The sequence below is a fragment of the Paenibacillus methanolicus genome (assembly GCF_008124765.1).
In the GTDB taxonomy this organism is placed as follows: Bacteria; Bacillota; Bacilli; order Paenibacillales; family Paenibacillaceae; genus Paenibacillus_Z; species Paenibacillus_Z methanolicus.
On record NZ_VNHS01000001.1, the window covers coordinates 339,753 to 365,199 of the forward strand.

Annotated in this window: 17 protein-coding genes and 1 pseudogene; 17 read left to right on the plus strand and 1 reads right to left on the minus strand. The window is 59.0% G+C overall.

The genetic code is table 11. The features are described 5' to 3' along the window. From BCM02_RS01260 to BCM02_RS01295, 9 genes and pseudogenes are all read left to right on the plus strand, one after another. Complete coding sequence (locus BCM02_RS01260; protein ID WP_148927242.1) at positions 1-2,133, plus strand: heparinase II/III domain-containing protein; 2,133 nt, start codon at positions 1-3, stop codon at positions 2,131-2,133. A 24-nt stretch (positions 2,134-2,157) separates the two neighbouring features. Further along, positions 2,158-2,505, plus strand: a complete 348-nt coding sequence (locus tag BCM02_RS01265) for a cupin domain-containing protein (RefSeq protein WP_246183137.1) — start codon at positions 2,158-2,160, stop codon at positions 2,503-2,505. Next, the gene (locus tag BCM02_RS35100; RefSeq protein WP_187433949.1) at positions 2,502-4,964 is read left to right on the plus strand and encodes a hypothetical protein; all 2,463 of its coding nucleotides are present in this window, start codon (positions 2,502-2,504) and stop codon (positions 4,962-4,964) included. Before BCM02_RS01265 ends, BCM02_RS35100 begins: the two co-directional genes overlap by 4 nt. 1 nt (position 4,965) lies before the next feature. Then, positions 4,966-6,705 carry a glycosyl hydrolase family 28 protein gene (locus tag BCM02_RS01270; protein ID WP_187433950.1) on the plus strand — a complete coding sequence of 580 codons (1,740 nt, stop codon included), beginning with the start codon at positions 4,966-4,968 and terminating at the stop codon, positions 6,703-6,705. A gap of 12 nt (positions 6,706-6,717) precedes the next feature. After that, positions 6,718-8,298, plus strand: a pseudogene (locus BCM02_RS36450) (discoidin domain-containing protein); the annotation flags it as partial. Between the two features lie 271 nt (positions 8,299-8,569). After that, positions 8,570-9,247: a helix-turn-helix domain-containing protein gene (locus BCM02_RS01280; protein WP_148927245.1), complete on the plus strand. Its 678-nt coding sequence runs from the start codon at positions 8,570-8,572 to the stop codon at positions 9,245-9,247. Positions 9,248-9,650: 403 nt separating this feature from the next. Then, positions 9,651-10,688: a glycoside hydrolase family 43 protein gene (locus BCM02_RS01285; protein ID WP_148927246.1), complete on the plus strand. Its 1,038-nt coding sequence runs from the start codon at positions 9,651-9,653 to the stop codon at positions 10,686-10,688. Between the two features lie 294 nt (positions 10,689-10,982). Next, positions 10,983-12,800, plus strand: a complete 1,818-nt coding sequence (locus BCM02_RS01290; protein WP_148927247.1) for a cache domain-containing sensor histidine kinase — start codon at positions 10,983-10,985, stop codon at positions 12,798-12,800. Beyond that, a complete protein-coding gene (locus BCM02_RS01295; RefSeq protein WP_148927248.1) occupies positions 12,772-13,923 on the plus strand; it encodes a response regulator in 1,152 nt (383 codons plus the stop codon). Before BCM02_RS01290 ends, BCM02_RS01295 begins: the two co-directional genes overlap by 29 nt. A 136-nt stretch (positions 13,924-14,059) precedes the next feature. Here BCM02_RS01295 and BCM02_RS01300 read toward each other — a convergent pair whose 3' ends face one another. After that, entirely contained in the window at positions 14,060-14,332 is a 273-nt protein-coding gene (locus BCM02_RS01300) for an SGNH/GDSL hydrolase family protein (protein WP_148927249.1), read from the minus strand. 816 nt (positions 14,333-15,148) lie between these two features. Between BCM02_RS01300 and BCM02_RS01305 the strand changes: the two genes are divergently transcribed. From BCM02_RS01305 to BCM02_RS01340, 8 genes are all read left to right on the plus strand, one after another. Then, entirely contained in the window at positions 15,149-16,084 is a 936-nt protein-coding gene (locus BCM02_RS01305) for an ABC transporter permease (protein WP_148927250.1), read from the plus strand. Between the two features lie 18 nt (positions 16,085-16,102). Next, positions 16,103-16,981: a carbohydrate ABC transporter permease gene (locus BCM02_RS01310; protein WP_148927251.1), complete on the plus strand. Its 879-nt coding sequence runs from the start codon at positions 16,103-16,105 to the stop codon at positions 16,979-16,981. Between the two features lie 80 nt (positions 16,982-17,061). After that, complete coding sequence (locus BCM02_RS01315; RefSeq protein ID WP_148927252.1) at positions 17,062-18,789, plus strand: extracellular solute-binding protein; 1,728 nt, start codon at positions 17,062-17,064, stop codon at positions 18,787-18,789. Positions 18,790-19,033: 244 nt separating this feature from the next. Then, entirely contained in the window at positions 19,034-19,939 is a 906-nt protein-coding gene (locus BCM02_RS01320) for an AraC family transcriptional regulator (protein ID WP_187433951.1), read from the plus strand. Positions 19,940-20,058: 119 nt separating this feature from the next. Continuing rightward, on the plus strand, positions 20,059-20,913 hold the full coding sequence (locus BCM02_RS01325) for an MBL fold metallo-hydrolase (protein ID WP_187433952.1): 855 nt from the start codon (positions 20,059-20,061) through the stop codon (positions 20,911-20,913). Between the two features lie 179 nt (positions 20,914-21,092). Next, positions 21,093-22,274, plus strand: coding sequence for a DUF418 domain-containing protein (locus tag BCM02_RS01330; protein WP_148927255.1), 1,182 nt, complete (start codon positions 21,093-21,095; stop codon positions 22,272-22,274). Positions 22,275-22,448: 174 nt separating this feature from the next. Beyond that, positions 22,449-23,804 (plus strand): cytochrome P450, encoded by a 1,356-nt coding sequence (locus BCM02_RS01335; protein ID WP_148927256.1) that lies wholly within the window; start codon positions 22,449-22,451, stop codon positions 23,802-23,804. 67 nt (positions 23,805-23,871) lie between these two features. Next, positions 23,872-25,254 (plus strand): copper amine oxidase N-terminal domain-containing protein, encoded by a 1,383-nt coding sequence (locus tag BCM02_RS01340; RefSeq protein ID WP_148927257.1) that lies wholly within the window; start codon positions 23,872-23,874, stop codon positions 25,252-25,254. Positions 25,255-25,447 lie beyond the last annotated feature (193 nt).

Consider the following 25,447-nt stretch of genomic DNA (forward strand, 5'->3'; position numbering starts at 1 on the left):
ATGCTGGAGATAAGACGCGAGAAACTGCGCGCGAACGGACGATCGCCGCACTTCCGGGCCGCGCTGGCCAGACTGCGAACGGAAACGGCGGAGGCGGCGCGAATCGGCGAAGTCGATTTTGCGGGCGCGAGGGGGCAGTGGACGCATCTCTACCACTGCCACGCGGACGGCGCGGCGCTTCGATTCGATTGGGAGCAGCCCGGCTGCCACGTCTGCCCCCTATGCGGAACGGTCTACGCTGGCGAGCCGTTCGACGGCTGCTGGATATCGATCGCCCATAACCGGATCGCCAAGGCGGTCTATCACGCGGCGTTGCTTCACGCCATTGAGCCGGACGAAGCGCTGGCGACGACGGCCAAGCGGTATATGCTCGAATACGCGGAACATTATTCCGATTACGCCGTACACGGCGAAATCCCGTACAACGGTCCCGGGAAACTGTTCGCCCAGACGCTGGACGAAGCGCATTGGATGCTGGATCTGGCCGCAGGCTATTCGCTGCTGAGCGGGGAGCTCGCCGAGGAGGAGAATTCGCGCATTCGCGCCGGGTTGCTCGCGCCATGCGCCGAATTCCTGATCGCGCATAAGGAGATGCAAATTCATAACCACGCCGTTCTCATTACGTCGGCGATCGGGGCGCTCGGCATTCTGCTCGGCGACGACGCGGTCGCGTCGGCCGGGTTGGACGGCGAATACGGCCTCCGGGATCAGATTGCGCGCGGCATTCTCGGAGACGGCTTCTGGTACGAAGGAAGTTTTACGTACCACTTCTATGCGCTGCGGGCACTTCTTAGCTTCTCGCTTCTCGCGGAAGGCACCGCCTGGGACGTGAGGAATAGCGCGCAGCTGAAGGCGATGTTCGATTTCCCGCTGCGCGTCGTGCTGCCCGGCGGCCGTCTGCCGGCTCTGAACGATTCGGGGCCGTCCGAGCTGCTGGTCGCTTATGCGAGCTTATACGAGGCGGGATTAGACTTTTACGGAGATACGCGTCATAGATTGCTCCTGCAAGAGGCTTATTACGGACAAGAGGCGGGACGGGCGGCGTGCAACGAGGAAGGATGCGTGACCTTCCAAGCTCGCGATTCATTGGAAGCGCTGTTATACGGTGGCGAACTACCGGATACGGAAGCTGAAACAGGCAGCGTATTACAAGCATGGACGGAACGTTCCTTTACGTCGGCGGAGAGCGGCCTGACCAAGCTTGTCCGTCCCGCGGGCTGGCATGCGCTCCTGAAGCACGGGCCGTTCGGCGGCGAGCACGATCATCTGGACCGACTCGGGCTTCAGCTCGGTTACGAAGGGCGTCCGGTCTTGACCGATCCGGGAACGACGGCGTACGGCGTGCCTGCCCACTACGGCTGGTTCAAGCATACGCTCGCGCACAACGCGCCGAGCGTTGGCGGTTTCGACCAACCTCCCCGCGACGGGCGGCTCGCGCAGGCGCACGATCGCGCATGGGGGACATGGGCGGAGTCCGCGGTCGATTGGACGGAGTACGGTTACCGCATGCAATCGAGCATCTTTCTTCCCGAGGAGCTCTGCCCTTGGGATGAACGCCCGTATGCGGGCGTAACGTTCCGCCGCATCGTCGCGCTCGCGGACGACCTGGCGCTTGACGTCGTGCTGGCGGAAGCCTTGGAAGCGCGCGAATTTTGCCTTGCGCAGCATATCGCCGGCGAATGGGAAGTCCCTTGCGACGCGTGGCTCCCGAATTATCACGCATTCGGCGCGATCGACGGACGTTGGCTGAGCGCGCATCGGGGCCGCATGTCCGGGCCGCGAGAGACGCTGCGCGCCAAGCTGCGGGCAGGCGGGCGCATGCGGCTGGACGGCTGGTGCTCCGTACCGTCGTCGATGTCGCTCGCGGATACGCCGGATAATCCGCCGACCGCATCAAGGGCAACGCTCATCCGCTCCACGCAAGCGGTTCGTACGGCGATGTTCGTCCACGCCTACCGATTCGAGGACGAACAAGCCGAACCCGCCGCCTCCGCCCCAAAGGAAGGACTGGACGTGTCGCCGACCGAAGACGGCGGTTGGCGAATCGAACTGCGAACGGGAGGCGGCGCGCGTCGATTCCGCTTGCATTGGCATGATACGTCGGCCGAATTCGGCATGACGGACGACCTATGAAGGCATCAGAGAGGAGCGAAGCAGGTGGATAAGGAAGAATGGCAACAAGCGGAGCCCGGGGTCAAACGGCGCATCTTTCGCCCGGGCGATTCGATCATGATGATGGAGGTGCATTTCGAATCGGGGGCGGAAGGTTACGAGCACGACCATTCGCATGAACAGCTGACCTATTGTTTGCGAGGGCGCTTCGAATTTCGAATCGGCGGACGGCCGCATCCGCTCGAGCAAGGCGAGACGCTGTTCATCCCCGGCGGCGCGCGACATGGCGTTCGGGCGCTGGAGGCGGGCGCGCTGCTTGACGCGTTCACGCCACTCCGCGCGGACCTGCTGCGGTCCTCCGGCTGGACGGATCAGACGGTGCAGGACGTATGAACAAGGAACTGACCTTTTTATCGTTCTGGGCGATCAACGGCGGCCTTGATGCGACGAACTTGAACAGCCGGCTTGACGCGATTCGGGCTTCCGGTTTCGACGGCGTCGTCTTTCATCCGAGGCGATACCCGAATCAGCCGCCGTATTTGAGCAGCGCTTATTTCGACGGCGTATCCGAGATCATCCTTCACGCCAGATCGATCGGCTTGCGATTCTGGATCTACGATGAGAACGGCTGGCCGTCCGGCATCGCCGGAGGCGAGGTGCTCAGGCAGCTTCCGGGCAGCCGTTGCGAGTGGATCGAATGGCGGGAGGCAGACGGCCAGGGCAAGATCGCGTTCGGCTCGAAGCAAGCGGTTAATTCGTTGGATGAAGCGGCGACGGCGCTGTTCATTCGCCTGACGTACGACGGCTACCGGCTGGGTCTGCATCCGGAAGCGTTCGCGCACGTCGAGGGATTCTTCTCCGACGAGGTCGCGTTCCTGGATGGGCACGGTCTGACGCTCAAGACGGGCGCCGTGCCGTGGGATCTACGGCTGCCGGAGCGGTATCTGGCACGATACGGTGAACGGCTCGAGCCGCAGCTGCCGCTGCTGTTCACGGCGGGCGAAGGTGACGGCCGGCTGCGGAGCCGTTACTGGGAGTTGATGAGCGACCTGCTGGCCGAGAGCTTCTATCGGCCGGTCGCCGACTGGTGCGCGGCGCACGGCAAGCGGTTCACCGCGCACTTGAAGGCGGAGGAGCATCCTTATTTTCAGCTTTCGTACAGCGGATCTTGCCTCGAGCTGCTGAGGCAGGTGGAGACGCCGGCGATCGACGCGCTGGAGCGCTATCCCGGCAACGACTACTATCCGATGCTTGCCCGTTCGGTCGCCATGCAGCAGGGCAGAGGCGGCGCGCTGGCCGAAGCGATGGGCGGGGGCGGATGGGGCGTCAATCCCGAGACGTTCGAGACTTACGCGTTATGGCTTGCCGGACATGGCATCGACACGTTCGTCGTCCATCTTCAGCAGGATCGGCTCGATACGCAGGCGATCCAGGATTGGCCTCCTTCCATGCCGGCCCACATGACGTGGCGGGAGGCGTTCCCTTCGCTGCTGCGGTCGATCCAAGCGAAGGCCGCGCGGATGCCGGATCTCTCGGACGACCCGGAGCTGTTGATCGTCATGCCGACGCGCGGCGTCATGGCCGGCTTCGAGCCGCGGGAAGCGGCGGGTATGAACGAGCACGACGGCTCGCGGGCGCCGGATACGAAGGCGGCCGCGATCAGCCTGGCGGCCGTGCGGCTCGTAGAGGCAGTCCACCGGGCCGGCATTCACGCCGAGCTGTCCGAGGAACGAACGGTGGAGCGGGATGGACGCCTTTCGGAAGGCATGCTTCGCATCGGACATCGCGCTTATCGCCGCGTGCTGCTGGCGGATGGCTGCGCATGGTCGGACGAAGGGCTGCCTGACCGGCTTCGGCGCGCAGGCGTTCAGGTGATGGGACCGGACGAATGGCAAAGCCTTTCGGCGAAGCGAGGAGAAAGCGCGTCGTCTCGATCCGCTCCGTTCGCGGCTGCCATGGTCATCCCGCCTCAAAGCGAATGGACCATCAGCAAGCTCCCATCGCCGAACCGTTTGCCGATCGAATGGCGGCAGCTGAAGGACGGGCGAATCGGCGCCGAGCTCGTCGTCGACCGGATTGGCGAGCTGCCCGGGAGGCTGGAGGTGTTCCTGCACGATCGCGTGGAGTCCTTGCAAGCGAACGGCCGACGGATCACCTTAAAGCCCTCGGGAGACGGCTATGTCGCGGACTTGGGCGCAGGCGCGGATTTCGAAGCTGCAGCGTCCGATCTCATTCTCCGTCTGGAGGCCGCCCCGTTGCCGCTCGGCGAACCGATTCCAGCGGCATTCGTTCAAGGCGGATTCGAGGTATGCAGCCGATCGGAGTGGACGGACAAAGACGGGCGCCAGTTGATGACGGCGGGTCCCCTCGTCCTTGCTCCAATCGACTGCCATTCCGGGCAGAAGGACATGATCCGCGGCGGCTACCCGTTCTGCGGCGATCCGGTCACGATCGCGAAGACGATCGAGCTTCCGCCCGGCGCACCGGGCCGGCTGCGGCTCGCCGGCCTGCGCGCGGACGCGGCGTTCGTACGGATCGGCGATCGTACCGGGCAGTGGTGCTGGGGGCCGGAGTGGATAATCGAGCTCGCCGAGGATGCAACAGGGGTTACGGAAGTAGAGGCTGTGCTGTATCCGAGCACGTACAATCGATTCGGTCCGCACCGCCATGTCGACGGCGATCGGCATCTGGTCAGCCCGGATCAGTTCAAGGGCGTACGAAATTTCGCCGATCATCCGGATGCCCCGGCCAGTACGCTCGGCGCGCATTGGCACGCCGTTAAGTGGGAGTGGGATGGACAGATCGAGCTGCTTGCGCATGACGATCAATTCCAAGCAAAGGCGGGTTCCTAATATGGGAAGAACGAAATGGCGGAATGCTGCAATCGCTTCATGCTTGTTATGGGTGTCGATAACGAGTTTCCTGACGGGAAAGCCGGCGGCAGCCCTCGAGGAACCGACGGCGGCAATCGACGCCGCGGATGTTCAGGCATCGGCAGCCGCTCCATTGGCGATCTATCCGCGGCCGTCGATCTACAGCGCCTCATCCGCCTACGCGCTTAAGGCGAACGGCACGAGCGTGCCCGTCATCAGTTATGCCCAATACGATTACGCGCATTTCTCCGCGGCCGGTCCGATCGCCCTCGAGGTGACGGCGCTCGGCCAGTCGGCGATTAACGAGTACGGCATTAGTCCGAGGAAACTGAACTTGGCCGCGACCAAGAGCGGCAATTCGCTTACGTTCACGCTGACCAAAGACGAATACCTGATCGTGAAGATCGACGACAAGAAGGAGCTTGTCATCGCGGTCGATCCGCCGGAGGCGAATCCGCCCGCGGCGTCGGGCGCCGGCATTTATAACGTCGCGGCAAGCCCGTATCTAGCCGACGCGACGGGAGCGGCGCACGCAACGGCCGCGATCCAGCGAGCGATCGACGACGCATACGCGTATGCGGGCGGGCAAGGGATCGTCTATGTGCCAAGAGGCGTGTATAAGGTCGGCAATCTGGAGCTTAAAAGCGACGTCGCCATGTATCTGGAGGGTGGCGCCGTATTCCGGTTTACCGGCATCCCGCAAGATTATACGGCGCATTGGCATAAGGACTCGCAAGACCGCGACATCACCTGGTGGATTTACACCAAACCGGGTTCGTCGAACATCAAGCTGTACGGTAGGGGCACGCTGGACGGCAACGGCAAATACGCGGCCGATACGCACGATTTCGGCAACAACATTCTCGTTCCGATCGGCGTCTCCCATTTTACGTTCGAGGGGCTCGTCGTCCGCGATTCCGCCTCGTGGGCGGTCACGCCGGCCCGCTCCGATCATCTGACGTTCACGAACATGAAACTGCTGAACCGGCTCGACATGGGCGAGAACGACGGCATCGACGTCAACGAATCGCAGGACGTCGTCGTGACGAACGCGATCGGCATCGCGCTCGACGACCCGTTCTCGACGAAAACATGGGATCAAACGGTGGACATCAGCTTAAGCTGGCCGGGCGCGCCGGAGTCGAACGAGCGCATCGTCTTCGACGATCTGCTCGCCTGGACGTATTGCTACGCGTTCAAGGTTGGCCAAGGCATGCGTCAGAACCAACGGGATATTACATACCGCAACGGCGTGATCTACAACGCGTCGGTCGGCTTCGGCATCGATCACAAATACGGGGCCGGGACGCTTGCGAACGTCACGTTCGAGAACATCGACGTCGAGCGCATCGGCACGTGGCTCGGTCCGCTTCGGAGCTGGTCGGACTTCGTGATCGCGGCGGCCGACGGCTTCGGCGGCGGACCGATCGACGGGCTGACGGTGCGGAACGTGAACGTGCGGGATAAGGGGCAGAGCGCCGCCCGGCTGCGGGGCTACAGCGGCACGGCGATGATTCGCGGCATCACGCTCGACCGCATCTATATGCCGGGGAGCGCGAATCCGGCGCAGACGATGGCCGACATGAATCTAATTAACCGCGCGTTCCATGCGCCGGTCACGATTCTCCCCGTTCAGGCGCCGGAGCCGGTGCAGCGGTTCAATCTCGCGGCCGGGAAGCAGGCGACGGCCTCCTCGTCCAGAGCAGCGCCGGGATTGTAGGTCGACGGCAATTTATCGACGCGGTGGGGCTCGAACTATACGGATAACGAGTGGTTTGCCGTCGATCTCGGCGCCTCCGCGCGCATTGATCAACTGAAGATATACTGGGAAGCGGCGTATGGCAAAAGCTATGCGATCGAGGTGTCCGCGAACGGATCCGATTGGACGACGGCGTACGCCACGACGACCGGCGACGGCGGCGTGGACGACATCGATTTCGCGCCGACGAATGCCCGTTTCGTCCGCATGAAAGGCAGCCAGAGGGGCTCGATCTACGGGTATTCGATTTGGGAGCTGGAAATTTACGGCGAGACCGGCAATTTGGCGGCGGGAGCGGCCGTGTCCGGCACGAGCTCCGTCGAGAATAGCAACTGGTCGGCGGCCAGAGCGGTCGACGGGCAGCGGAATTCCGTGACCGGATCGATGGGCTGGACGAGTAACAACAATTTGACGGTCAATCACGCCGAGGCGGTCACGCTCGATTTGCGCGGACTGAAGACGATCGGCCAGGTCGATCTGTACCCGCGCAACGACGCGGGGAACGTCGGCCAGAATTTCCCCGTCGATTTCGCGATCCGAACCTCGGCGGACGGTGTGAATTGGACGACGGTCCAGACGGTCGCGAATTACGCGCAGCCGGGCAATGCCGTGCAGCGATTCGTATTCCCGGCCGTAAGCGCGCAGTGGGTCGCGATCGAAGGGACGAAGCTTCGCGCGAATCCGACCGACGCCAACCGGTACCGAATGGCGTTCGCCGAGATCGAGGCGTACGGAGACGCGGACCGGTCGGCCCCGGTAACGTCCGTCGAAGTGCGGGGAACCGAAGGGAAGGCAGGGTGGTACGTGTCGAACCCGGAGCTCGTCTTGAACGCGGCGGACGATCTGGCCGGCGTGAAGGAGACGCGGGTGAAAATCGGGGATGACGAATGGGCTGCATATAAAGACCCGCTCAGACTGGAAGACGGCGTCCATGACATCCGCTATTTCAGCATCGATGCGTCCGGGAACGCGGAAGAAGCGAAGCGATTGTCGGTCTCCGTCGATTCCGCGCCGCCTTCGCTTGCGGGCGAAGTCGCTCCGCGCAAGGACGAGCTCGGCGGTGAATTCACCGCCAGCGCGCATGCCGCCGATCCGCTCTCGGGCATCGCCGTAGCCGAATGCGAGCAGCCGGACCCGTTCACCCCCGGCTTCCAACGCGTCCTCTGCCGGGCGGAAGATCAGGCGGGCAATGTGTCGGAGACGCAAGCCGCCTATCAGGTCGTCTATCCGTTCGGCGGGTTTCTGCCGCCGCTCCGGGATGAAGGCGAGCCGCGACGCGCGATAGCCGGGCGGGCCATTCCGGTCGCATTCAGCCTTGGCGGCGATCGCGGGCTCGGCATCTTGGCCGATGGGTATCCGGTTTCCTTCGACCCGGCACAATCTGAACCTGAACCGGTGTCGATTGACGTCAACGGGCAGTTAACCTATGACGCGAAGGAAGAACGGTACGGCTTGGTATGGAAGACCGACCGCGCTTGGAGCGGCACGACCAGGAGGTTGACGATAAGGTTGATCGATGGCAGCGAGCACGCGATCGACGTCGCGTTCAACTAGCCTCGTCTAAGCGATGCATTTGGAATAACGGCCGATATAAAGAGAGACATGGAACGCAACAGGCGTTACATGTCTCTTTGCCGTACGCCATGATTCTAATTTCGATAGATAGCAAGCTGTTGAAGGTAAGCTAAGCAAAACTAACGTCAAGCCCTTATCGTATGTTTCATAAATTCGAAAATGATACTTATAGTCCGTCGACTTTGCCGCGCGATCCGGATTATGATGAACGTACGGCATTGAACAACGCGTACAGAAGGATGTTGGCCAGATGAACATTTTGGAGGATTTCGGCTTGCGGCTGAAGGAGCTTCGGCTGCGCACGAACATGTCGCAGGATATGCTGGCCGCCCGATCCGGACTGGACCGCACGTACATCGGCGGAGTGGAGCGCGGCGTTCGCAATATATCGCTCAAGAATATCGAGATTCTATGCAACACGCTCGATATCGACATTAGTTATTTTTTCGACCACGAACGGTTCTCGCTCCATTCGGCTCATCTGAAGAGCGAGCTGGAGCGACCGTTCCGAGACCGATTCAACTACCGCGTTTTGGAGGCGGACAACCTCATTGCTTGGCAGGTGACCGGCGCGCTGAGTCTGGACGAAATCAAGCGCATTTCGGTGGATTTGAAAGCGGAATGCCTGAAGCTTGCGGCCGGCAAAGTCAAGCTGCTGGTCGATAACCGTCGCATGATGATCAACGGTCAGCCCATCGTATTCCAGCACGAAATAACGGACAAGTGGGAGGAGCTGCAGCGATGGTTCTTGCCTCATTGCGAGCAAGTCCTCGTGCTGTGCAATTCCAAACTCATGCATAACCAGATGAATCGGCTCGCGAATCGCAGCGGCATCATCAAGGTGCAAAGCAGCCTGTTCGCGGAAGGCGAAGCCTGGCGTACCGAGGAGCGCGACCCGCTGCATTGGTTTGAGCAGGCCGTGCTTTAATCGCGGCCACCGCCGCCCGACAAGCTACTTAAGGAGGTGTTGCATTCCCAAGCTGTCTCGGATTGGTTTGGTTTGGGGCTCTTCACGTTACAAACTCGCAGATTAGCATCGTTGTGAAGCCGCTTTGTCTCTCCTTCCGATTCTTGGGATTGTTGCCTCGCCGGGAATCAAGCTAAACCTCGCAAAATCGCGCCTCGATAGAGAACGCCGTTTCCCGCCACGGGTAAACGGCGTTTTTTCCATACTCCTTGCGAATACGTCCTAAATTCTGCCGAATATACACGTAAATATGTCCACGTTTCCAACGAAATGTCTGTATGTTGCGTTATGCCTATACGCTATTATTTTTTGTAAGCCCTTACATGCGAGGGGCGACAATCACCTGATCAAGGAGCGTGGAGTAATGAAATGGTTTAAGGCTTGGCTGATGGCAATCGTTGTTTTTGCCGTCATCCCGATTAGTACCGCGACCGCCGCGGGAACGTATATTATGGATGGCGCGGACCCGAGCATCTTGCGGCAAGACGGGATCTATTATTCGGTTCAGTCCGACAACAACGGCATTCATCTTCGCAAATCGAGCACATTGACGGGATTGGGGAGCTTCAGCGCGCAAACGACGGTATGGTGGAGGGCGGCCGACTTGCAGCAAATTTGGGCGCCGGAAATCGCGAAGATTAACAACGAGTATTGGATCTTCTTCGCGGCTTCGCCGGGAGCGGCGAACGAATCGTTCGAAGCGTTGAACGCCAAACACCGGACTTATGCGCTGAAAGCCGCCAATCCCGCAGGTCCTTACACGTACATGGGCAAAGTGAATCTGCCGGACGATCGATGGTCGATCGACGCGACGTTCGTTTCCTACAATTACAAACACTATCTCGTCTGGTCCGGATGGGCGGGAACGACCGATGGCGAGCAAAATATTTATATCGCCGAGGTCGACGTCAACAACCCGATGGTTATGCGGTCCGGACGCGCGATCGTATCGCAGCCGCGCGAAGCATGGGAACGGAAAGACGTGAATCCGTCCGCATATGTCAACGAAGGCCCGCAGCCGATCGTCAAAGACGGCCGTCTGCTTATCGCCTTCTCCGCCAACGGCAGTTGGGGCAGCAATTATTGCTTGGGCTACGTCCGACTCAAAGCAAACGGCGATCCGTTGAACGTCACGCACTACGCGAAGTCGGATAGCTGCAAGTTCCAAACGAGCAGCGGCGTTATCGGACCGGGCCATCACAGCTGGATATTGGACGGCTTGAGCGGGACGAACCAGATCGCCTATCACGGCGTTCCAGCGAGTCAAGCGAATACCGGAGGCGACTGGTGGGCGAAGCGCGATATCCTGTATAAGGGCATCAGTTGGCAAACGCAGGACATGTGGCATTCCTGGGAAAATCGCTGGGACAGCGGACCGGTTCCGATTTTCGGAGAGCCTTGATTGCATGGCATGGCAAAATGGCGTCACAGGGTCATCTCCCTGCGGCGCCGTTCGTTTTTCGGCATTAGACCCGTAATTGCGGGAAGATGAACGAATACATGCCCAATCTAATATGAAGTCAGCAACCGTATGGCGAGGAACACGCTCCATGCGGTTTTTTCGTTTAGTTGAATGACGCATAATCGAAAAGCACTGCTTCTCCCATGAAAAAAGCGCTAAGCAGCAGGCTGTTACGGTGTGAAGTCTCCGTGCTAGAATGGGAAGAAAACGCTTACGAAAGGCGCGGATGGCACCATGCGGCTACTACGCTTCACGAACGGTATTAGCGTCACGACCAAATTCGTCGCGATTTTCGTGTCGATTGTGACGTTGTCGCTGGTCGTGACCGGCTTCATGCTATACGTCCAGGCGACGCGCTCCACGACCCAGCAGGCGCAGACCGTCATGGAACAAAATTTGCTGCAAATCAAGGACAGCATCGAGGAGAAAATCCAACTGGTCGAGAATTTATCGCAAATTATCGCCTTCGATACCCGAATTCAGACGTTCCTCGGCAGCGTCTTCATGAACGAGCCGTTCCAGCTGGAGGATTACCGGTCGACGATCTCCCCGATTCTGGAGAACATCATGCGCCAGAATAACGCGATCCACTCCGCGCGAATTTACATGGCGAACGAAACGATTCCGGAGCTGTACGACGGCTTCTACCATCTGAGCCGCATCGCCGGCGACGACGCCTACAAGCCATTCATGGGGGATCGCAAAACGCAAACCGCGTGGAGCGGACTTCGGAAAGAGCAGGCGATGACCGCGCGGTTCGGGGTGGCGGGCAACGAGGACGTCTTCGCGTACGACCGGAAAATTTTCTCGTCCCGCTACGTCAACATGGCCGCGCTGCTCGAAATCGAAGTCAAGCGGGACATGCTCTTCGAAGCGTTGAAGGAGCCGGTCTCCGAAGGCTTCGGCCGCGTGCTCGTAATGGACGGGAAGGGTAAAATCGTATCCAACTTCGAACCGGCGCTGTATATGAAAAACATCGCCGAAATCGGGATCGGCGCGCTTCCGGAAGGACGCGAATGGAACGAAATCCGAAAGGTTGAGGGCGAACGCGCGATTGTCATTTCGCAGCCGCTCGACGACATCGGACTGCGGCTAGTCGGCGTGTATCCGATTCGCCATTTCAACGACAAAGTCACCTCTTCGCTTAAAATGATGGTGCTCATTCTGTTCATCGCCCTGCTGTCCCTGAGCCTGCTGGTCTACTTCGTGACGACGAAGCTGCTGTCCCGCATGAAGCTGCTGCTGCGCGCGATGAAGAAGGTGAGGGAAGGCTCGCTCGACGTCTCCGTGCCCGTCGCCTCGAACGACGAATTCTCGCAGATGGCGATCAGCTTCAACCATATGACCGGCCGCATCCACGAGCTGGTAGAGAAGGTGTACAAGATCGAGATCATGGAGAAGGAAGCGGAGCTGCGGGCGCTGGAGTCGCAGATCAATCCGCATTTTCTGTACAACACGCTCGCGACGATTTCCTGGGCGGCCCGCAAGGCAGAAGCGCCGGAGATTACGCAAATCTCGAACGCCTTGGCGAAATTTTACCGACTGGTGCTGAACAAGGGCAGCTCGGAGTCGACGATCGGCGGGGAGATCGAGATGGTGAAGGCGTACTTGCAAATCCAGAAGTTCCGGTTCGAGGACCGGTTCGACGTCGTATACGAGCTGGATGAGCGGACGTTCGGCTGCCGGGCGGCCAAAAACATCGTGCAGCCGCTCGTGGAGAACGCGCTTGCGCACGGCATCGAGCCGAAGCGCGAGCACGGCACCTTGATCATCAAGACCGGGTTCGAAGCAGGAAGGCCGTTCATTCAAGTGATCGACGACGGGGTCGGCATGAGCGCGGAGCGGCTTGCGGCGATTAACGGCGACATGTTCGAATCGAGCGGAAGCGGCTATGCGATCCGCAATATCCGGCAGCGGTTGGCTGCTTATTATGGGGATCGTCACCGGTTCGAGCTCTACAGCCGACAAGGGATTGGCACGGTGGTGACGGTGCGAATGCCGCAAGAAGAAGAGGGGGATGCGAATGCTGCGGATGCTGATCGTGGAAGATGAACGTTGGGAACGGGAAGGTTTAGCCGAGTTCTGGGACTGGAGGGCGTTCGGGATCGACGCGGTCGATACCGCCGTCGACGGCATCGATGGGTTGGAGAAGGCGCTCTCTCATCCGCCGGATCTCGTGATTACCGACATCCGCATGCCGGGCATGGACGGTCTCGAGATGGCGAAGCAGTTAAGAGAGCGATTGCCGGACGTGCGGATTATCGTGTTGACCGGGTACGACGACTTCGGCTTCGCGCGGCAGTCGATCCGGTTCGGCGCGTCGGATTACGTGCTGAAGCCGATTGAGGAGGACGAGCTGCGCAAGACGGTCGAGAAGGTCACGGCGGAATGCAGGCTGCTTGCGGCGGGGCGGGTACGAGAGCCGGTTCGCGCCGTCCAATGGGCGCTGTTCTACGGATTGAGCGGCGCCATCGGGGAAGAGGCGGAGGAGGAAGCGAAGCGAGTCTTTGCGCCGAGGGCGGCCGATTTCGCGCGCGCATGCCAGGAGCTGGCAAGGGATATACGCGTTCAAGCGGCCGCCTTCAGACCCGACTTGATCGATGCGCGCATCGACGAGTTGTTCGCGCGGTTTCGGGCAGAGCCCGGCGCCGGGCAAGAGCTGACGGTTACGATCGTGAACGCGCTGCTGACGGAGCTGCTGCTGCTGTCCGGCGAACACGAGCTTCCCGAATCGGTGCGTCCGCACCGGCTCCTCGGTTATGCCGGCTTGGGCGAGATCGAGCAAGCCGTGCGCGTATATATGGCAGATTGGATGCGCCGGATGGAAGAGAAGCGGTTGAACAAGGATGATTTCGTCATCCGCAAGGTGAGCGAGGTCGTAGAGGCGAAGTACGGCTCCTCCGCGTTAAGCGTGACGATGCTGGCGGAGGCGGCGTTCTTGTCGGCCAACCATCTAGGCGTCGTGTTCAAGAAGGCAACCGGGAAGACGGTACACGAGTACATCGCGGAGGTTCGCATGGCGAAGGCCGAGGAGCAGCTTCGGCTGAGCAAACGGAAGGTGGCCCAGATCGCGGCGGAAGTCGGCATCCCGAATACGTCTTACTTCTGCTCGCTCTTCAAGCAAGCTTACGGCATGACGCCCGGTGAATACCAGGAGCTCATGCAGCGGAGATGAACGCATGAGGGTGATGTCGTACGGGAACGATGAATCGTCAGAAGCGAGAGCGAGGTTCGCGATGAACGCAACTAGCGGGGCCGGTCGGCATGCCATGCCGACCGGCCCCGCTAGTTGCTTCCTTGGCCTGCCGCGGCTACGGCTGCGACATGGCTTCCGATACTTGCTTCATCCATTCTACGGCGAGCAGTCCGTGACCAGCCGGCGTCGGGTGGAAGCCGTCCCACAGCCAGTATTCCGGCGGCGACAGCTTGGCGGCTTCTTCGAACGGCTGCTGCAGGCGAACGAACGCGCAACCCCTCAATGCGGCAAGGCGCCTGACGATCTGCTGGCGCTCCCGGATACCCTCGCGCCATGCTTCCCAGTTCGCCTGGACTTGGACGACCGGAAGGATGAACGGCTCGTACAATGGGCTTCGCCCTTAGAGAACCCGTTCTTTTCACCCTCGCCCTTTCCCTCCAACGCAATGCTGTCAGGTTAAGGAAAAACGTCCTCTGAAGCCACCTGGGACCTATAGTTGCCAGACTTAAGTCTAAGGACGGTCTATAAAACTCACTGAAGCTTTGTCCGTCAGGACAAAAGCGTGCCCCGCTCAAACCCAATCGCCGACCACGAACAAGTGCGCCAGCACGAAGAAGGGAGTCCTTAGCGTTTTCAAAGGAAAACGCACTTCGGAAGCATACGATTGGGCAAAGTCCTGAGCGCTTTCCAACGGAAAGCGCACTTCGGAAGCATAGGCATTGGTTACCCTCGGCGGAGGGCAATGCTGTAAGGTTAAGGAAAAACGTCCGATGAAGCCAACAAGGGCCTATAGTTGACAGGCTTAAGTCGTAGGACGGACTTCAAAACCTACTGAAGCTTTGTCCGTGAGGACAAAAGCGTGCCCCGCTCAATCCCACTCCGCCGACCGCGAACAAGTGCGTCAGCACGAAAAAGGGAGTCCTGAGCGTTTTCAAAGGAAGGAAAACGCACTTCGGAAGCATACGATTGGGCAGCGCCCTTTGGTTCCCCTCAGCGGAGGGGGATGGGGGAGGGAGCAATACGCGCCCGACTGTCAAAGCGCCGGAAGGCGTCTCTGCCAAAGATCGTGGGATCGTGGCATTCGCGAGGGATTTTGGCATATCGTCGCGGCGGCGCGGTCTTCTATAATGAGCCTATCACCATATTGAAAGCGCATTCTTAGCAAGTTGGGATAAGCGCAATAAGGAAAGGAGTTGGACATTCGATGCGTTCCCGGCAAGCGGCACCCGGACGTTCGTTCGCCAAGCGATTCTGGCTGCAGCGTTATCTGATGCTCCTGACGCTTCCGGCCGTGGCCTGGATGATCGTCTTCAACTATATCCCGATGTACGGCATCGTGATCGCGTTCCAGGAGTACACCCCGTTCCAAGGTTTTCTGCACAGCCCTTGGATCGGCCTCGCGAATTTTCGCGAGCTATTCAACGATCCGACCTTTACCCAGTCGCTGTCCAACACGTTCAAAATCAGCATCGCCAAGCTGGTGTTCGGCTTCCCGGCCCCGATCTTGCTGGCGCTGCTGCTGAACGAGCTCGTCTACAAGCGGTTCAAGCGGATCGTGCAGTCGCTCACGTATTTGCCGCATTTCGTCTCGTGGGTGCTCGTCGTCGGGTTCATGTACACGCTGCTCGACCCGGATACGGGCGTCATCACGCGCATGCTGGAGACGCTCGGCTTGATCGGCCCGGATACGATGCTGATGGGCGACGAGAAGGCGTTCTTGCCGTTGGTCGTATTCACCGAGGTATGGAAGAATATCGGCTGGAACTCGATCATCTATCTCGCCGCGATCGCGGGCATCGATCCGCAGCTGTACGAGGCGGGCGTCATGGACGGCGCGAACCGGTTCCAGCGGATCTGGCACATTACGCTTCCCGCGCTCAAGCCGACGATCGTCATTTTGCTCATCCTCTCCATCGGCGGTTTGATCAACTCGAATTTCGATCAAATGTACCTGATGCAGAACTCGATGACGCAGGATGCGGCCAACGTCCTGTCCGTCTACTCGTACGAAATGGGGCTGGTGCTCGGCAGATTCTCGTATGGCACGGCGGTCGGCGTCTTCCAGTCGGTCGTGGCGTTCATCCTCATGTACGCGGCGAATTACGGTTCCCGTAAGCTAACCAAGGAAAGCTTGTTCTAGAAGGAGGTCGCGGCAATCATGTTCGCCTATAACCGCAGCATCGGGGAGCGAAGCTTCGACTGGCTCAACGCGCTGCTTATGATCGGGCTTTGCGTCGTTACGCTGTACCCGTTCTACAATATCGTCATTACGTCGTTCAACGATCCGACCGATGCGGCGCGCGGGGGCATCACGCTCTGGCCTCGCCAATTTTCGATCGATAATTACAAAATGGTGTTCCAGGACGAAGGCATCATCCGCGCATTCATCGTCACGATCGCCCGGACCGTCATCGGCACGGCGACGGCGGTGCTCTTCACGGCGGCTTTCGCCTACGGCGTGTCCAAGAACGAGCTTATGGGACGCAAAGCTTTCCTGCTAATGGCGATCTTCACGATGTATTTCAGCGGCGGCATCATTCCGTATTACCTGCTCGTCGCCAAGTATTTGCACCTGAAGGGGAGTTTCCTGGCTTACATCATTCCGAATCTGTTCAACGTCTTCAACGCCATCATCATGTTGACGTTCTTCAAGGGGCTGCCGAAGGAAATCGAGGAATCGGCCAAAATCGACGGCGCGAACGAGCTTCGCATCTTCTGGCAGCTCGTGCTCCCGGTCTCCAAGCCGGTGCTCGCCACGGTCGCGCTGTATAACGCCGTGTTTCACTGGAATTCGTGGTATGACGCGATGCTGTTCGGCAGCGAGAAACTCGTGACGCTCCAGCAAATTTTGATGCAGATTATCAGCTCCAACAGCAACGTCAGCCTGGCCGCCAGCAATCTCGGTCTCGGGAGCGTGACGGCGGCATCGCTGAAGCTGGCGACGATGGTCATCACGACCGTGCCGATCGTGCTCACGTATCCGTTCGTGCAGAAATATTTCGTCCAAGGGGTGATGATCGGTTCCGTGAAAGGATAACCGCCGCTGGCGGCAATTGATGTACGGCAAGTCTTGGAGCGAACAATAGCAATGTTTAATACATAGGGGAGGTTCTATATATGATCGGTACACGCTGGAAGCAAGCTGCTTGTATGACCGTCGCGCTGGCCGTGCTGGCGGGCTGCAGCTCGAACACGAATACGAACACGAACGCGAATACGCAGGAGGCTGCGACTACCGGGAACAACGCGGCGGGCAAAGAGGCGAATAACGCGACGGCCGAAGGTACGACCACCGAAGCCGGCGGACCGTCGTGGAAGCAGGATACGTCGCCGTTCACCTTCACGCAATATTTCTACGGCAACTGGGCATCCAATTATTTGTGGAAAGACCAGTTCGCGATGAAGCTCGTCACGGAGAAGACCGGCGTGACGATCGATCGCAAGCTGGCAACCGGCAGCGACGACGATTATCTCAACACGATGATCGCTTCCGGCGACCTGCCGGACACGATCATGCTGGATTGGAACAACCCGGCGGTGTCGAAGCTGATCAAGAACGGCATGGTCTACTCCATCGACGAGCTGATCGAGAATTACGCGCCGGACTTGAAAGGAATGCTCGACGAGGAAATGGTCAAATACCATTCCGTCGACGGAAAGCTATGGTACCTGCCCAACTACTTCGAGACGAAGGAGCGGCTGACGAGCGGCGTGCCGATCACGCCGATCCGTCCATGGTTCATTCGCAAGGACATCTACGAGGCGATCGGCAGTCCGAAGATCGAGACGACCGACGATCTGCTCGCCGCGCTCAAGCAGGCCAAGGCGAAGTTCCCGGACGTCAGCCCGGTCGGCGTCGAATTCTTCGACGTCGCGAAGAACGGCTTCGAGGGCAGTTTGTCCATGGATTATCTCATCTACTCGTTCGCGCCGCAGCTGCTGGAAGAGCGGATCAAGGACGATCAGAAGATCGTCGAATATCCAATGCGCAACAAAGGTTTCATCGACGCCTTCCGCTACATGAATACGCTCAGCCGCGAGGGGCTGTTCGATCCGCAGCTGCTCATCTACAAGCAGGAGCAGTACGAGGAGAAGCTGTACGGCGCGCAGTACGCGGTGGCGTCGCAGTTCATGGACGGCATGTACACCCGCTACAATCCGAAGATCGAGAGCACGCTCGGCGCGGAGAAGAAGTACGACATCCTGGGCGGCATCAAGGCGAACGGACAGACGCCGCGCTATCCGGCTTCCCGTCTGATGGGCTGGCAGGGCTTCTTCGTGACGAAGAAAGCGAAGAACCCGGAGCGCATCATCCGGTTCGCCGAATACGCGTGGTCGGATGAAGGACAGCTTGATTTCTTGTACGGCAAGGAAGGCGAGACGTATGAGCTGGTAGACGGCCTGCCGCAATACAAGCCGGAAGTGCGCGATCTGATGCTGAAGGATAACAACGCCTGGTACGCCAAATACGGCCTTACGGCGTCCACGCTGCTGTGGCGTTCCGGCAAGACGATCGATGCCGCGGCGACGCGCGACTTCAAGAAAGATCAGCCGGAGCAGTTCGAAGCGAAGAAGCTGCTGGAGAAGTTCAACTACGACGTCTATCCGCTCGGCATGGAGAATCTCGAGCCGGAGGGGTCCACGTCCGAAGGCGTCATCAACGTGAAGGTGAAGGATCTGTGGAACAAGACGATTCCGAAGCTCGTGCTCGCGAAATCGGATGAGGAGTTCGACGGCGTGTACGCCGATTTCATCGCCCAGATGGATAAGGTCGGCGCGGCGAACGTCGAGAAGGTCATGTATGAGCGCCACCTGGAAGATTTGAAGAAGAAGGGTATTCAATAACAGCCGCGCCAATAACCCGTCTCTTGTCGCCGCGAGCGAAGAGGCGGGTTTCTTGCCTATTGCGGACATGTTCGGCATTCGCTGCTGCCGCGTCTTGGCTTGCAGGTTTAGTCGCATGTCGCGATCGCGTCAACATTTTCGACTACGAATGTCAATCCAATGCGTTCGTTCTGCTCGTTGGCAACTGTTACAATCGCATGTGAACGATTTCGAAGCTATCGCAAAGCAAGGAGGCGACGATACGATGACTTTCGTCACCGAAGCGCATGCATTTTATCCCGAATACCGCCATATGACCGCCGTTCGCGACGACAATCCGTTTGAAGCGGGCACGGTTTACGCTCAGACCTATCGTCTCGTGCTCGTATCGGGCGGGAGCGGACTGATGCGGATGAACGGGAAGCTATACCCGCTGCTCGCGCCGTCGATCATTTGCTTGAACGAGCAAGACGAGGCGCTGCTCGTATCGGGCGGCGAGCCTAGGACGCTGACGGTTTATTTTCATCCGGCCGCCATCAACAAGCAGTTTCAGCTTGGTATGCCCGAATCGCCGGACATGTCGTTGACCGACTTTCAGGATCTATGGTGCCTGGATCCGTTTCGAGACCGAACCGAAGCGGGAGCAGCACCTTGCCGCATCGGAATGGATGTCGATACGGCCAGATTCGCGGGGAAGCTGATTGAAGAGATGCGCGTCAACCTCATCCGTCAGCCGGACGCGCAGTGGCCATGCCGAAGCCGATCCTTGCTCATGGAGCTGTTGTTTCTCGTCCGCCGGCTGCTCGCTTCAGGCGGTGAGCAGCCGGATGCGGCGCTGCCGGAGGAAGCTACCGGACTGGCGCCGATGCTGGCCTATTTACACGCGCATTACCGCGCCAAGGTCAAGCTTGAAGAGCTCGCGCAGCGTTTTCATACGAACCGGACGACGTTGAACGAGCGGTTCAAAGCCTCGACCGGACGATCGGTGATGGCTTATTTGAACGATATTCGCATGCAGAACGCCGGCATGATGCTGCGCAACACGCGACTGCCCGTGGAAGAGATCATGTTCGCCGTCGGCATGCGGGACCATGCGCATTTCGCGCGGACGTTTCGCAAACATGCCGGCTATTCGCCGTCCGAATACCGCAGCCGATTTTGCACGATGTAATTCTCTTGGCATCGTTTCCGGCGTTGCTGCAGATTCTCTGGTTGTTCCTGCGGATGCGCACTGTTTTCGCGGCCGGCCCAATCCTATACTGGATGAATAACAGGAGGGATGAACGTCGTATGGCCAATCATTGGAAACAAATGTTGGGAGTCTGTCTTGCCGCATGCGTCTTGCTTCAAGGTTGCGCGAGCAACGCTGGGCGGACGCAACCTGGGGCCGATATCGAGGAGAAGAAGGAGGCGGCGCCTCGCGCGACGGCTGCGAAGCCGGACGTGGAGACCATATGGGACGAAGAAGCGCTGCGCAACGACACGGGCAAAATCGTTATCAAGAGCTTGACGAACGCCAAGACCGGCGCTTACCACGCAACCGTCGCGGTGATATCGAAATCGGGGACGGCCGTCATCGCGGACCCGTATTCGATCCCGATGCAGGACGGCATCCCGTTAGCCGATCTTGTCACCATTAGCCATCGTCATCCGGATCATATCGATGCGAAGTTCCTTCAGAAGACAAAGGCGAAGCTGTCGGTCGCCGGAGCGGGCGAGAGCTTCATTGTCGGCGATATGGCCGTCACCAGCGTGCCGGCGGCCCATGATTCGAATTTTGACCCCGCCAAGCCGACCAACACGATCTATATCTACGAGACGGACGGCGTGCGCATCGCGCATTTGGGCGATCTGGGGCAGGACGAGCTAACGGACGAGCAGCTCCAATCGATCGGCCGGGTAGACATCGTTTTCACGGCGCTCGATGGACTGTCGCAGTACGGACGATCGGCAGAGAAGAGCATCCAAGCGCTTCAACAGCTGCATCCGGCGGTGATCGCCGCTACCCATTACGAAGCAAGCGTGGTGGAGGCCGTGCTCGATGCGCTGCAAATTTCGGAGAAAGCCGAGTTGGAGGAGCTAGCCATCGACCGAGCGGATATCGAACGGCTCGACGACAAGCAGCTGTACGTGATGCTCAAGTAAGCCTGTCAACAGGATCAGTCCGATAGTTCGCCGAACAAGCCGCGCGGTTCGCGGCTTTTTTTGCGTGGAAATTTTACAATAAATAGGAAAATAGGTGACTGTCGCCATACGCCGGTTTCCGGTAATATGTGGAGGAGTTGACGGCCGCGACGGCAATAAGCGAAGGAGGTTATGCGGAAGTGAAGGAGTCGAAAGGCCGAATCCCGCTGCTTGACGTGCTGCGGGGCTTCGCGATCATGGGGACGCTCGGCACGAACATCTGGATGTTCGCTCATCTTGGCAACGTGGATTATTTGTTTACGTACGCGCATAACGAATGGTGGGCATCCTTCGATGTCCTGATTCGGTACATCGCGCTGTTCTTCGTGAACGGCAAGCTGTTAGGATTGCTGACGATCCTGTTCGGAGCGGGGCTGGCTCTGCAGTACGATAAGGCGCAGCGGTTGCGGACGAGATGGCCCGGTCCCTATCTCTTGACGGCGCTGTTCTTGATGCTCGAAGGCTTCCTGCATTACGCGTTCGTGATGGAATACGATATCTTGATGAGCTACGCGCTTACGGCCATCCTTGTCGCATGGATCGTAAAAGGCGGAGCGCGCGCCATCAAGATCAGCATGTGGACGGCCGGCATCGTACATGGGCTGCTCATGGCGCTGCTGTTCTTGTCTAGTCTTAGTCTGTACGTGAATGGCGACAGTCTGGCGGCAGACGGAGCGCTGATGACGGATGCCGTCTACCGAAGCGGAACCTGGCTGGAGCAGATCCAATTCCGCTTGGCGAATTTTCTTCTTTTTCGCAGGGAAGCCATTCTCGTCTTGCCGCTCAATATCGTTCTCTTCCTCGCGGGATTCCGTCTCATGCGGGCAGGCGCGTTTCATCCCGACGAGAAAGGACGCTTGATCCGCCGCCGCATGCTTAGGCTCGGGCTGGGTCTGGGCATTCCGCTCAACTTGCTGATGTTCGTTCCGGGCGGGTTGTTCGATTTTCCGCTGCGGTATGTGTTCGCGCCTATACTCTCGATCGGCTATATCGCCGTGCTGGCGCGATTGTCGGAACGATTCGGCCGCTGGGCGATCTGGCCGATGCTCGGGCGCGTCGGGAAGATGGCGCTGAGCTGCTACATCCTGCAGAACCTGCTCGCTTCGGTCGTCTTCTACGGATGGGGATTCGGCCTGGGCGGCGCACTCCACTCGGCGGGTACGGTTGCGGCGTGGCTGGCAATCTGCGTCATTCTCGTCGTATTCGCGAAGATATGGCTTCACGTCTTCAAGATCGGTCCCATGGAAGCCGTCCGGAAGTCGGTTGTCGGGCTGCTTGATCGCAAAGAAAAGAAACGAGACTCGAATTCGATCTCTACCTAGCAAGTTTGTCCGGCCGCTTCCGAGCGGCTTTTTTTTATTTCGGCAAGCAAAATGATACTTATAGTCCGTCGACCCCGGCCGCGTCCCGGAGTAACATAAACCCATGGTTTGGACGACACGGCGTAACATTCGCGGCACCGTGCACAGTCATAGCGAGAAGCGAGGAGAGTTTGCATGAAGTCTCAATTAGAGAAGTACACCCCGCAAGGTCCCAAAGGTTCCTGGCTAAGCGGCAACCTGATGGCTTATCGGAAGGATCCGCTGCAATTCTTGACCGACCTGCAGCGAGATTATGGCGGCGTAGCCAAGATCAGGCTCGGCCCGCAACAGATGTACGTGCTGTATGATTCGGAATTGCTCAAAGAGCTGCTTATTACGAAGCAGGAGCATTTCGTGAAGCTCAAAGCCTTTCAGGAGGCAAGGCTCTTCGTCGGCGACGGGGTGGCGACCAGCACGGGCGAGAAGCACAAGCGCGTTCGGCGCTTAATCCAGCCCCACTTTACGAGAGCGCATATCCAGACCTATGCCGGTCAAATGGCGGACATCGTCGAAGGGGAGCTGAATCGTTGGGAAACGGGACAGCGCCGCAGCTTGACCGACGATATCTCGAACATCACGTTCGCGATCATTGCCAAGACGCTCTTCAGCCTGGAGGGCGACGAATATGCGCGGGCCATACGCGAACCGTACGAGACGATTAATCGGATGTGCGCGGAACGGATGCGGCAGCTAGCGGCCATGCCGCTGTTCGTGCCCACCGCGAAGAACCGGGCATACAAGGACTCGCTTCAATCGCTGGACCGGGCGGTCTATGCCATCTTAAAGGAGCGCAAGCTGAATCCGGCGATTGGAGAAGGCGACCTTCTCTCCGTGCTGATCGCGGCCAAGGACGAGAACGGGCGGGGCATGACGGACCAGGAGCTGCGCGACGAGCTGATGATCATGTTCATCGCCGGTCACGAGACGTCGGCCAATGCGCTGTCGTGGGCGTTCTCCTTCATCCTTCGTCAGCCGGAGGTGGAACAGAAGCTGTACGAGGAGTGGGATCGGGTGCTGCAAGGCGCTCGGCCGACGGCAGAGAACTACATGCAGTTGACTTATACCCAGAACGTCATCTGGGAAGCGATGCGGCTTCGCGCGCCGACATTCTTCACCGGACGCTCGGCCATCCGGGACGTAGAGCTCGGTCCGCTCCGCGTGAAGAAAGGCCAATCCGTGCTGTTCAGCCCCTTTGCCATTCACCAAAACCCCGCGTATTTCCCAGATCCGCAAGCCTTCCTTCCGGAACGATTCGAAAATGATCTGCTCAAACGTATCCCGCAATTCGCTTACATGCCGTTCGGGGGCGGTCCGAGAGGCTGTATTGGGAATCATTTCGCGATGCTCGAGATGGTCATCGTCTTGACCATGATCGGCCAGCGCTACCGGATTCGGCTGACGCCGGGACATCCGCCGATCGAGATGGAGCCGCTCTTGACGCTCCGGCCGAAGAACGGCATCGAGATCGTGGTGGATAGGGCGAACGGATAAAGAAGGTTCGGTTGACAAACGCAAGGTCAAGAATTTTAGTAAGCACAGACAAGAGGAGGAGCAAGACATGAAAGGTTTGCGCAAAACGATAACGACGGCCGCTATCGGCGTATTGGCCGTGAATAGTTTGGTGATGGGGGGATTCGTTTCGGGGGCAGAGATCGTACCCGGTTCCCTCCAAGTGAAAGAATTCCGCTATCTGGACAAGGAGCTGGACCGGATCTCGCTCGAGAAGACGGGCGAACCGGACGGCACGCGCGACGGTCACTTAAGCTTGCTGATCGATGCCGGCGAAGGAACGGAGATCAAGTCGATCGTCCTGAAGACGGCGGATCGCGGCGGAACCGACACCGGTCACGGCATCTGGACGACGTGGAAGGAGCCGAGCGACATCGGCAAGTACCTGCTCGCGGTCGAGCACGACGGCAAGACGCTCAACAAGACGTTCAAAGAGACGCTCGGATCGTTCAAGGGCGTCAATCAATTCGACCTGTATGCCTCGGACAACAACAGCATGAAGGACGGCGAATACTACTACTTGGAGATTACGACGAGCGCGGGCGTCATCAAGTCGGACGTGACGCCGTTCGCGGACGCCGATACCTCGTACGCGCCGGTGCTCATTCGCGAGTTTAGCTGGACGGATCTGACGCAAGACAAGATCGGCAGCGCCGCGTTCGGCGAAGACGGCAGCACGGACGGCCATTTCAAGCTGAAGCTGGCGTTCGCGCAGAAGACGAAGGTGCTCTCCGTCATTCTTCGTCCGACGGACGAGGACGGCAAGGCAGTATCGGCCGGCATCTGGCGCACGAATCGCGCCGGGGTGGGATGGCTGCTCGGTCTCGTGCAGGGCAACAAAATCATCAACACTGAATTCAACAAGGACGTCACGGCTCCGGTCGGTAACTTCCGCGGCAGCGTTACGCTGGATCTCTATGCCACGAATAACGGTTCGATCAAGAACGGCCAGCACTACGTCATCGAAGTCGAGACGCAATTCGGCACGGTTATATCGCAGCCGGTGGAGTTTGGCAACAAAGAATCCATTCATACAGACAGCACCGTGTTCCCGTTCAAGACCATCTCGCTGAAGCTGAATGCCAAAGAGGCGGCCGTCGACGAGAAACAGGTAAAGCTCGACGTCGCGCCATTCTCGTTCGAAGGCCGTACGATGGTACCGCTGCGTTTCGTCAGCGAGGCGTTCGGCGCTAAGGTGGATTGGGACAAGAAGGCGAGCAAGGTGACGATCGCGAAGGATGGCAGCAAGATCGAGCTTGTCATCAACCGAAAACAAGCCGTCGTGAACGGCGCGGCCGTCCAGCTCGACGCACCGGCGATTACGCGCAACAACGTCACGCTCGTGCCCGTGCGTTTCGTAAGCGAATCGCTCCAGATGAAGGTGTTCTTCGACGAAGGCGAGATTTTCATTACGGATGCGAAAGAACAGTAGTCGGGATTTGCACGCATAAGTTACGAAGAACGAATCCGCGCGGGGGCGCGGATTTTTTTCGGTTTAAATTCATATGGCGTTGATTCGAAGGGAACGAAAGGCTATCGTGATAGTTAGCTGCGATTCGCAAAAAACATCAAGAAAGCCATTCGTCCGCGCGATACGATAAGAACGAACCGGGAGGAGGATCGCG

Coding starts and splice junctions, on each gene's coding strand:
- BCM02_RS01270 (WP_187433950.1), top strand. CDS start 4,966: ATGGGAAGAACGAAATGGCGGAATGCTGCAATCGCTTCATGCTTGTTA.
- BCM02_RS01335 (WP_148927256.1), top strand. CDS start 22,449: ATGAAGTCTCAATTAGAGAAGTACACCCCGCAAGGTCCCAAAGGTTCC.
- BCM02_RS01290 (WP_148927247.1), top strand. CDS start 10,983: ATGCGGCTACTACGCTTCACGAACGGTATTAGCGTCACGACCAAATTC.
- BCM02_RS01310 (WP_148927251.1), top strand. CDS start 16,103: ATGTTCGCCTATAACCGCAGCATCGGGGAGCGAAGCTTCGACTGGCTC.
- BCM02_RS01325 (WP_187433952.1), top strand. CDS start 20,059: ATGGCCAATCATTGGAAACAAATGTTGGGAGTCTGTCTTGCCGCATGC.
- BCM02_RS01280 (WP_148927245.1), top strand. CDS start 8,570: ATGAACATTTTGGAGGATTTCGGCTTGCGGCTGAAGGAGCTTCGGCTG.
- BCM02_RS01315 (WP_148927252.1), top strand. CDS start 17,062: ATGATCGGTACACGCTGGAAGCAAGCTGCTTGTATGACCGTCGCGCTG.
- BCM02_RS01340 (WP_148927257.1), top strand. CDS start 23,872: ATGAAAGGTTTGCGCAAAACGATAACGACGGCCGCTATCGGCGTATTG.
- BCM02_RS01305 (WP_148927250.1), top strand. CDS start 15,149: ATGCGTTCCCGGCAAGCGGCACCCGGACGTTCGTTCGCCAAGCGATTC.
- BCM02_RS35100 (WP_187433949.1), top strand. CDS start 2,502: ATGAACAAGGAACTGACCTTTTTATCGTTCTGGGCGATCAACGGCGGC.
- BCM02_RS01285 (WP_148927246.1), top strand. CDS start 9,651: ATGAAATGGTTTAAGGCTTGGCTGATGGCAATCGTTGTTTTTGCCGTC.
- BCM02_RS01295 (WP_148927248.1), top strand. CDS start 12,772: ATGCTGCGGATGCTGATCGTGGAAGATGAACGTTGGGAACGGGAAGGT.
- BCM02_RS01260 (WP_148927242.1), top strand. CDS start 1: ATGCTGGAGATAAGACGCGAGAAACTGCGCGCGAACGGACGATCGCCG.
- BCM02_RS01320 (WP_187433951.1), top strand. CDS start 19,034: ATGACTTTCGTCACCGAAGCGCATGCATTTTATCCCGAATACCGCCAT.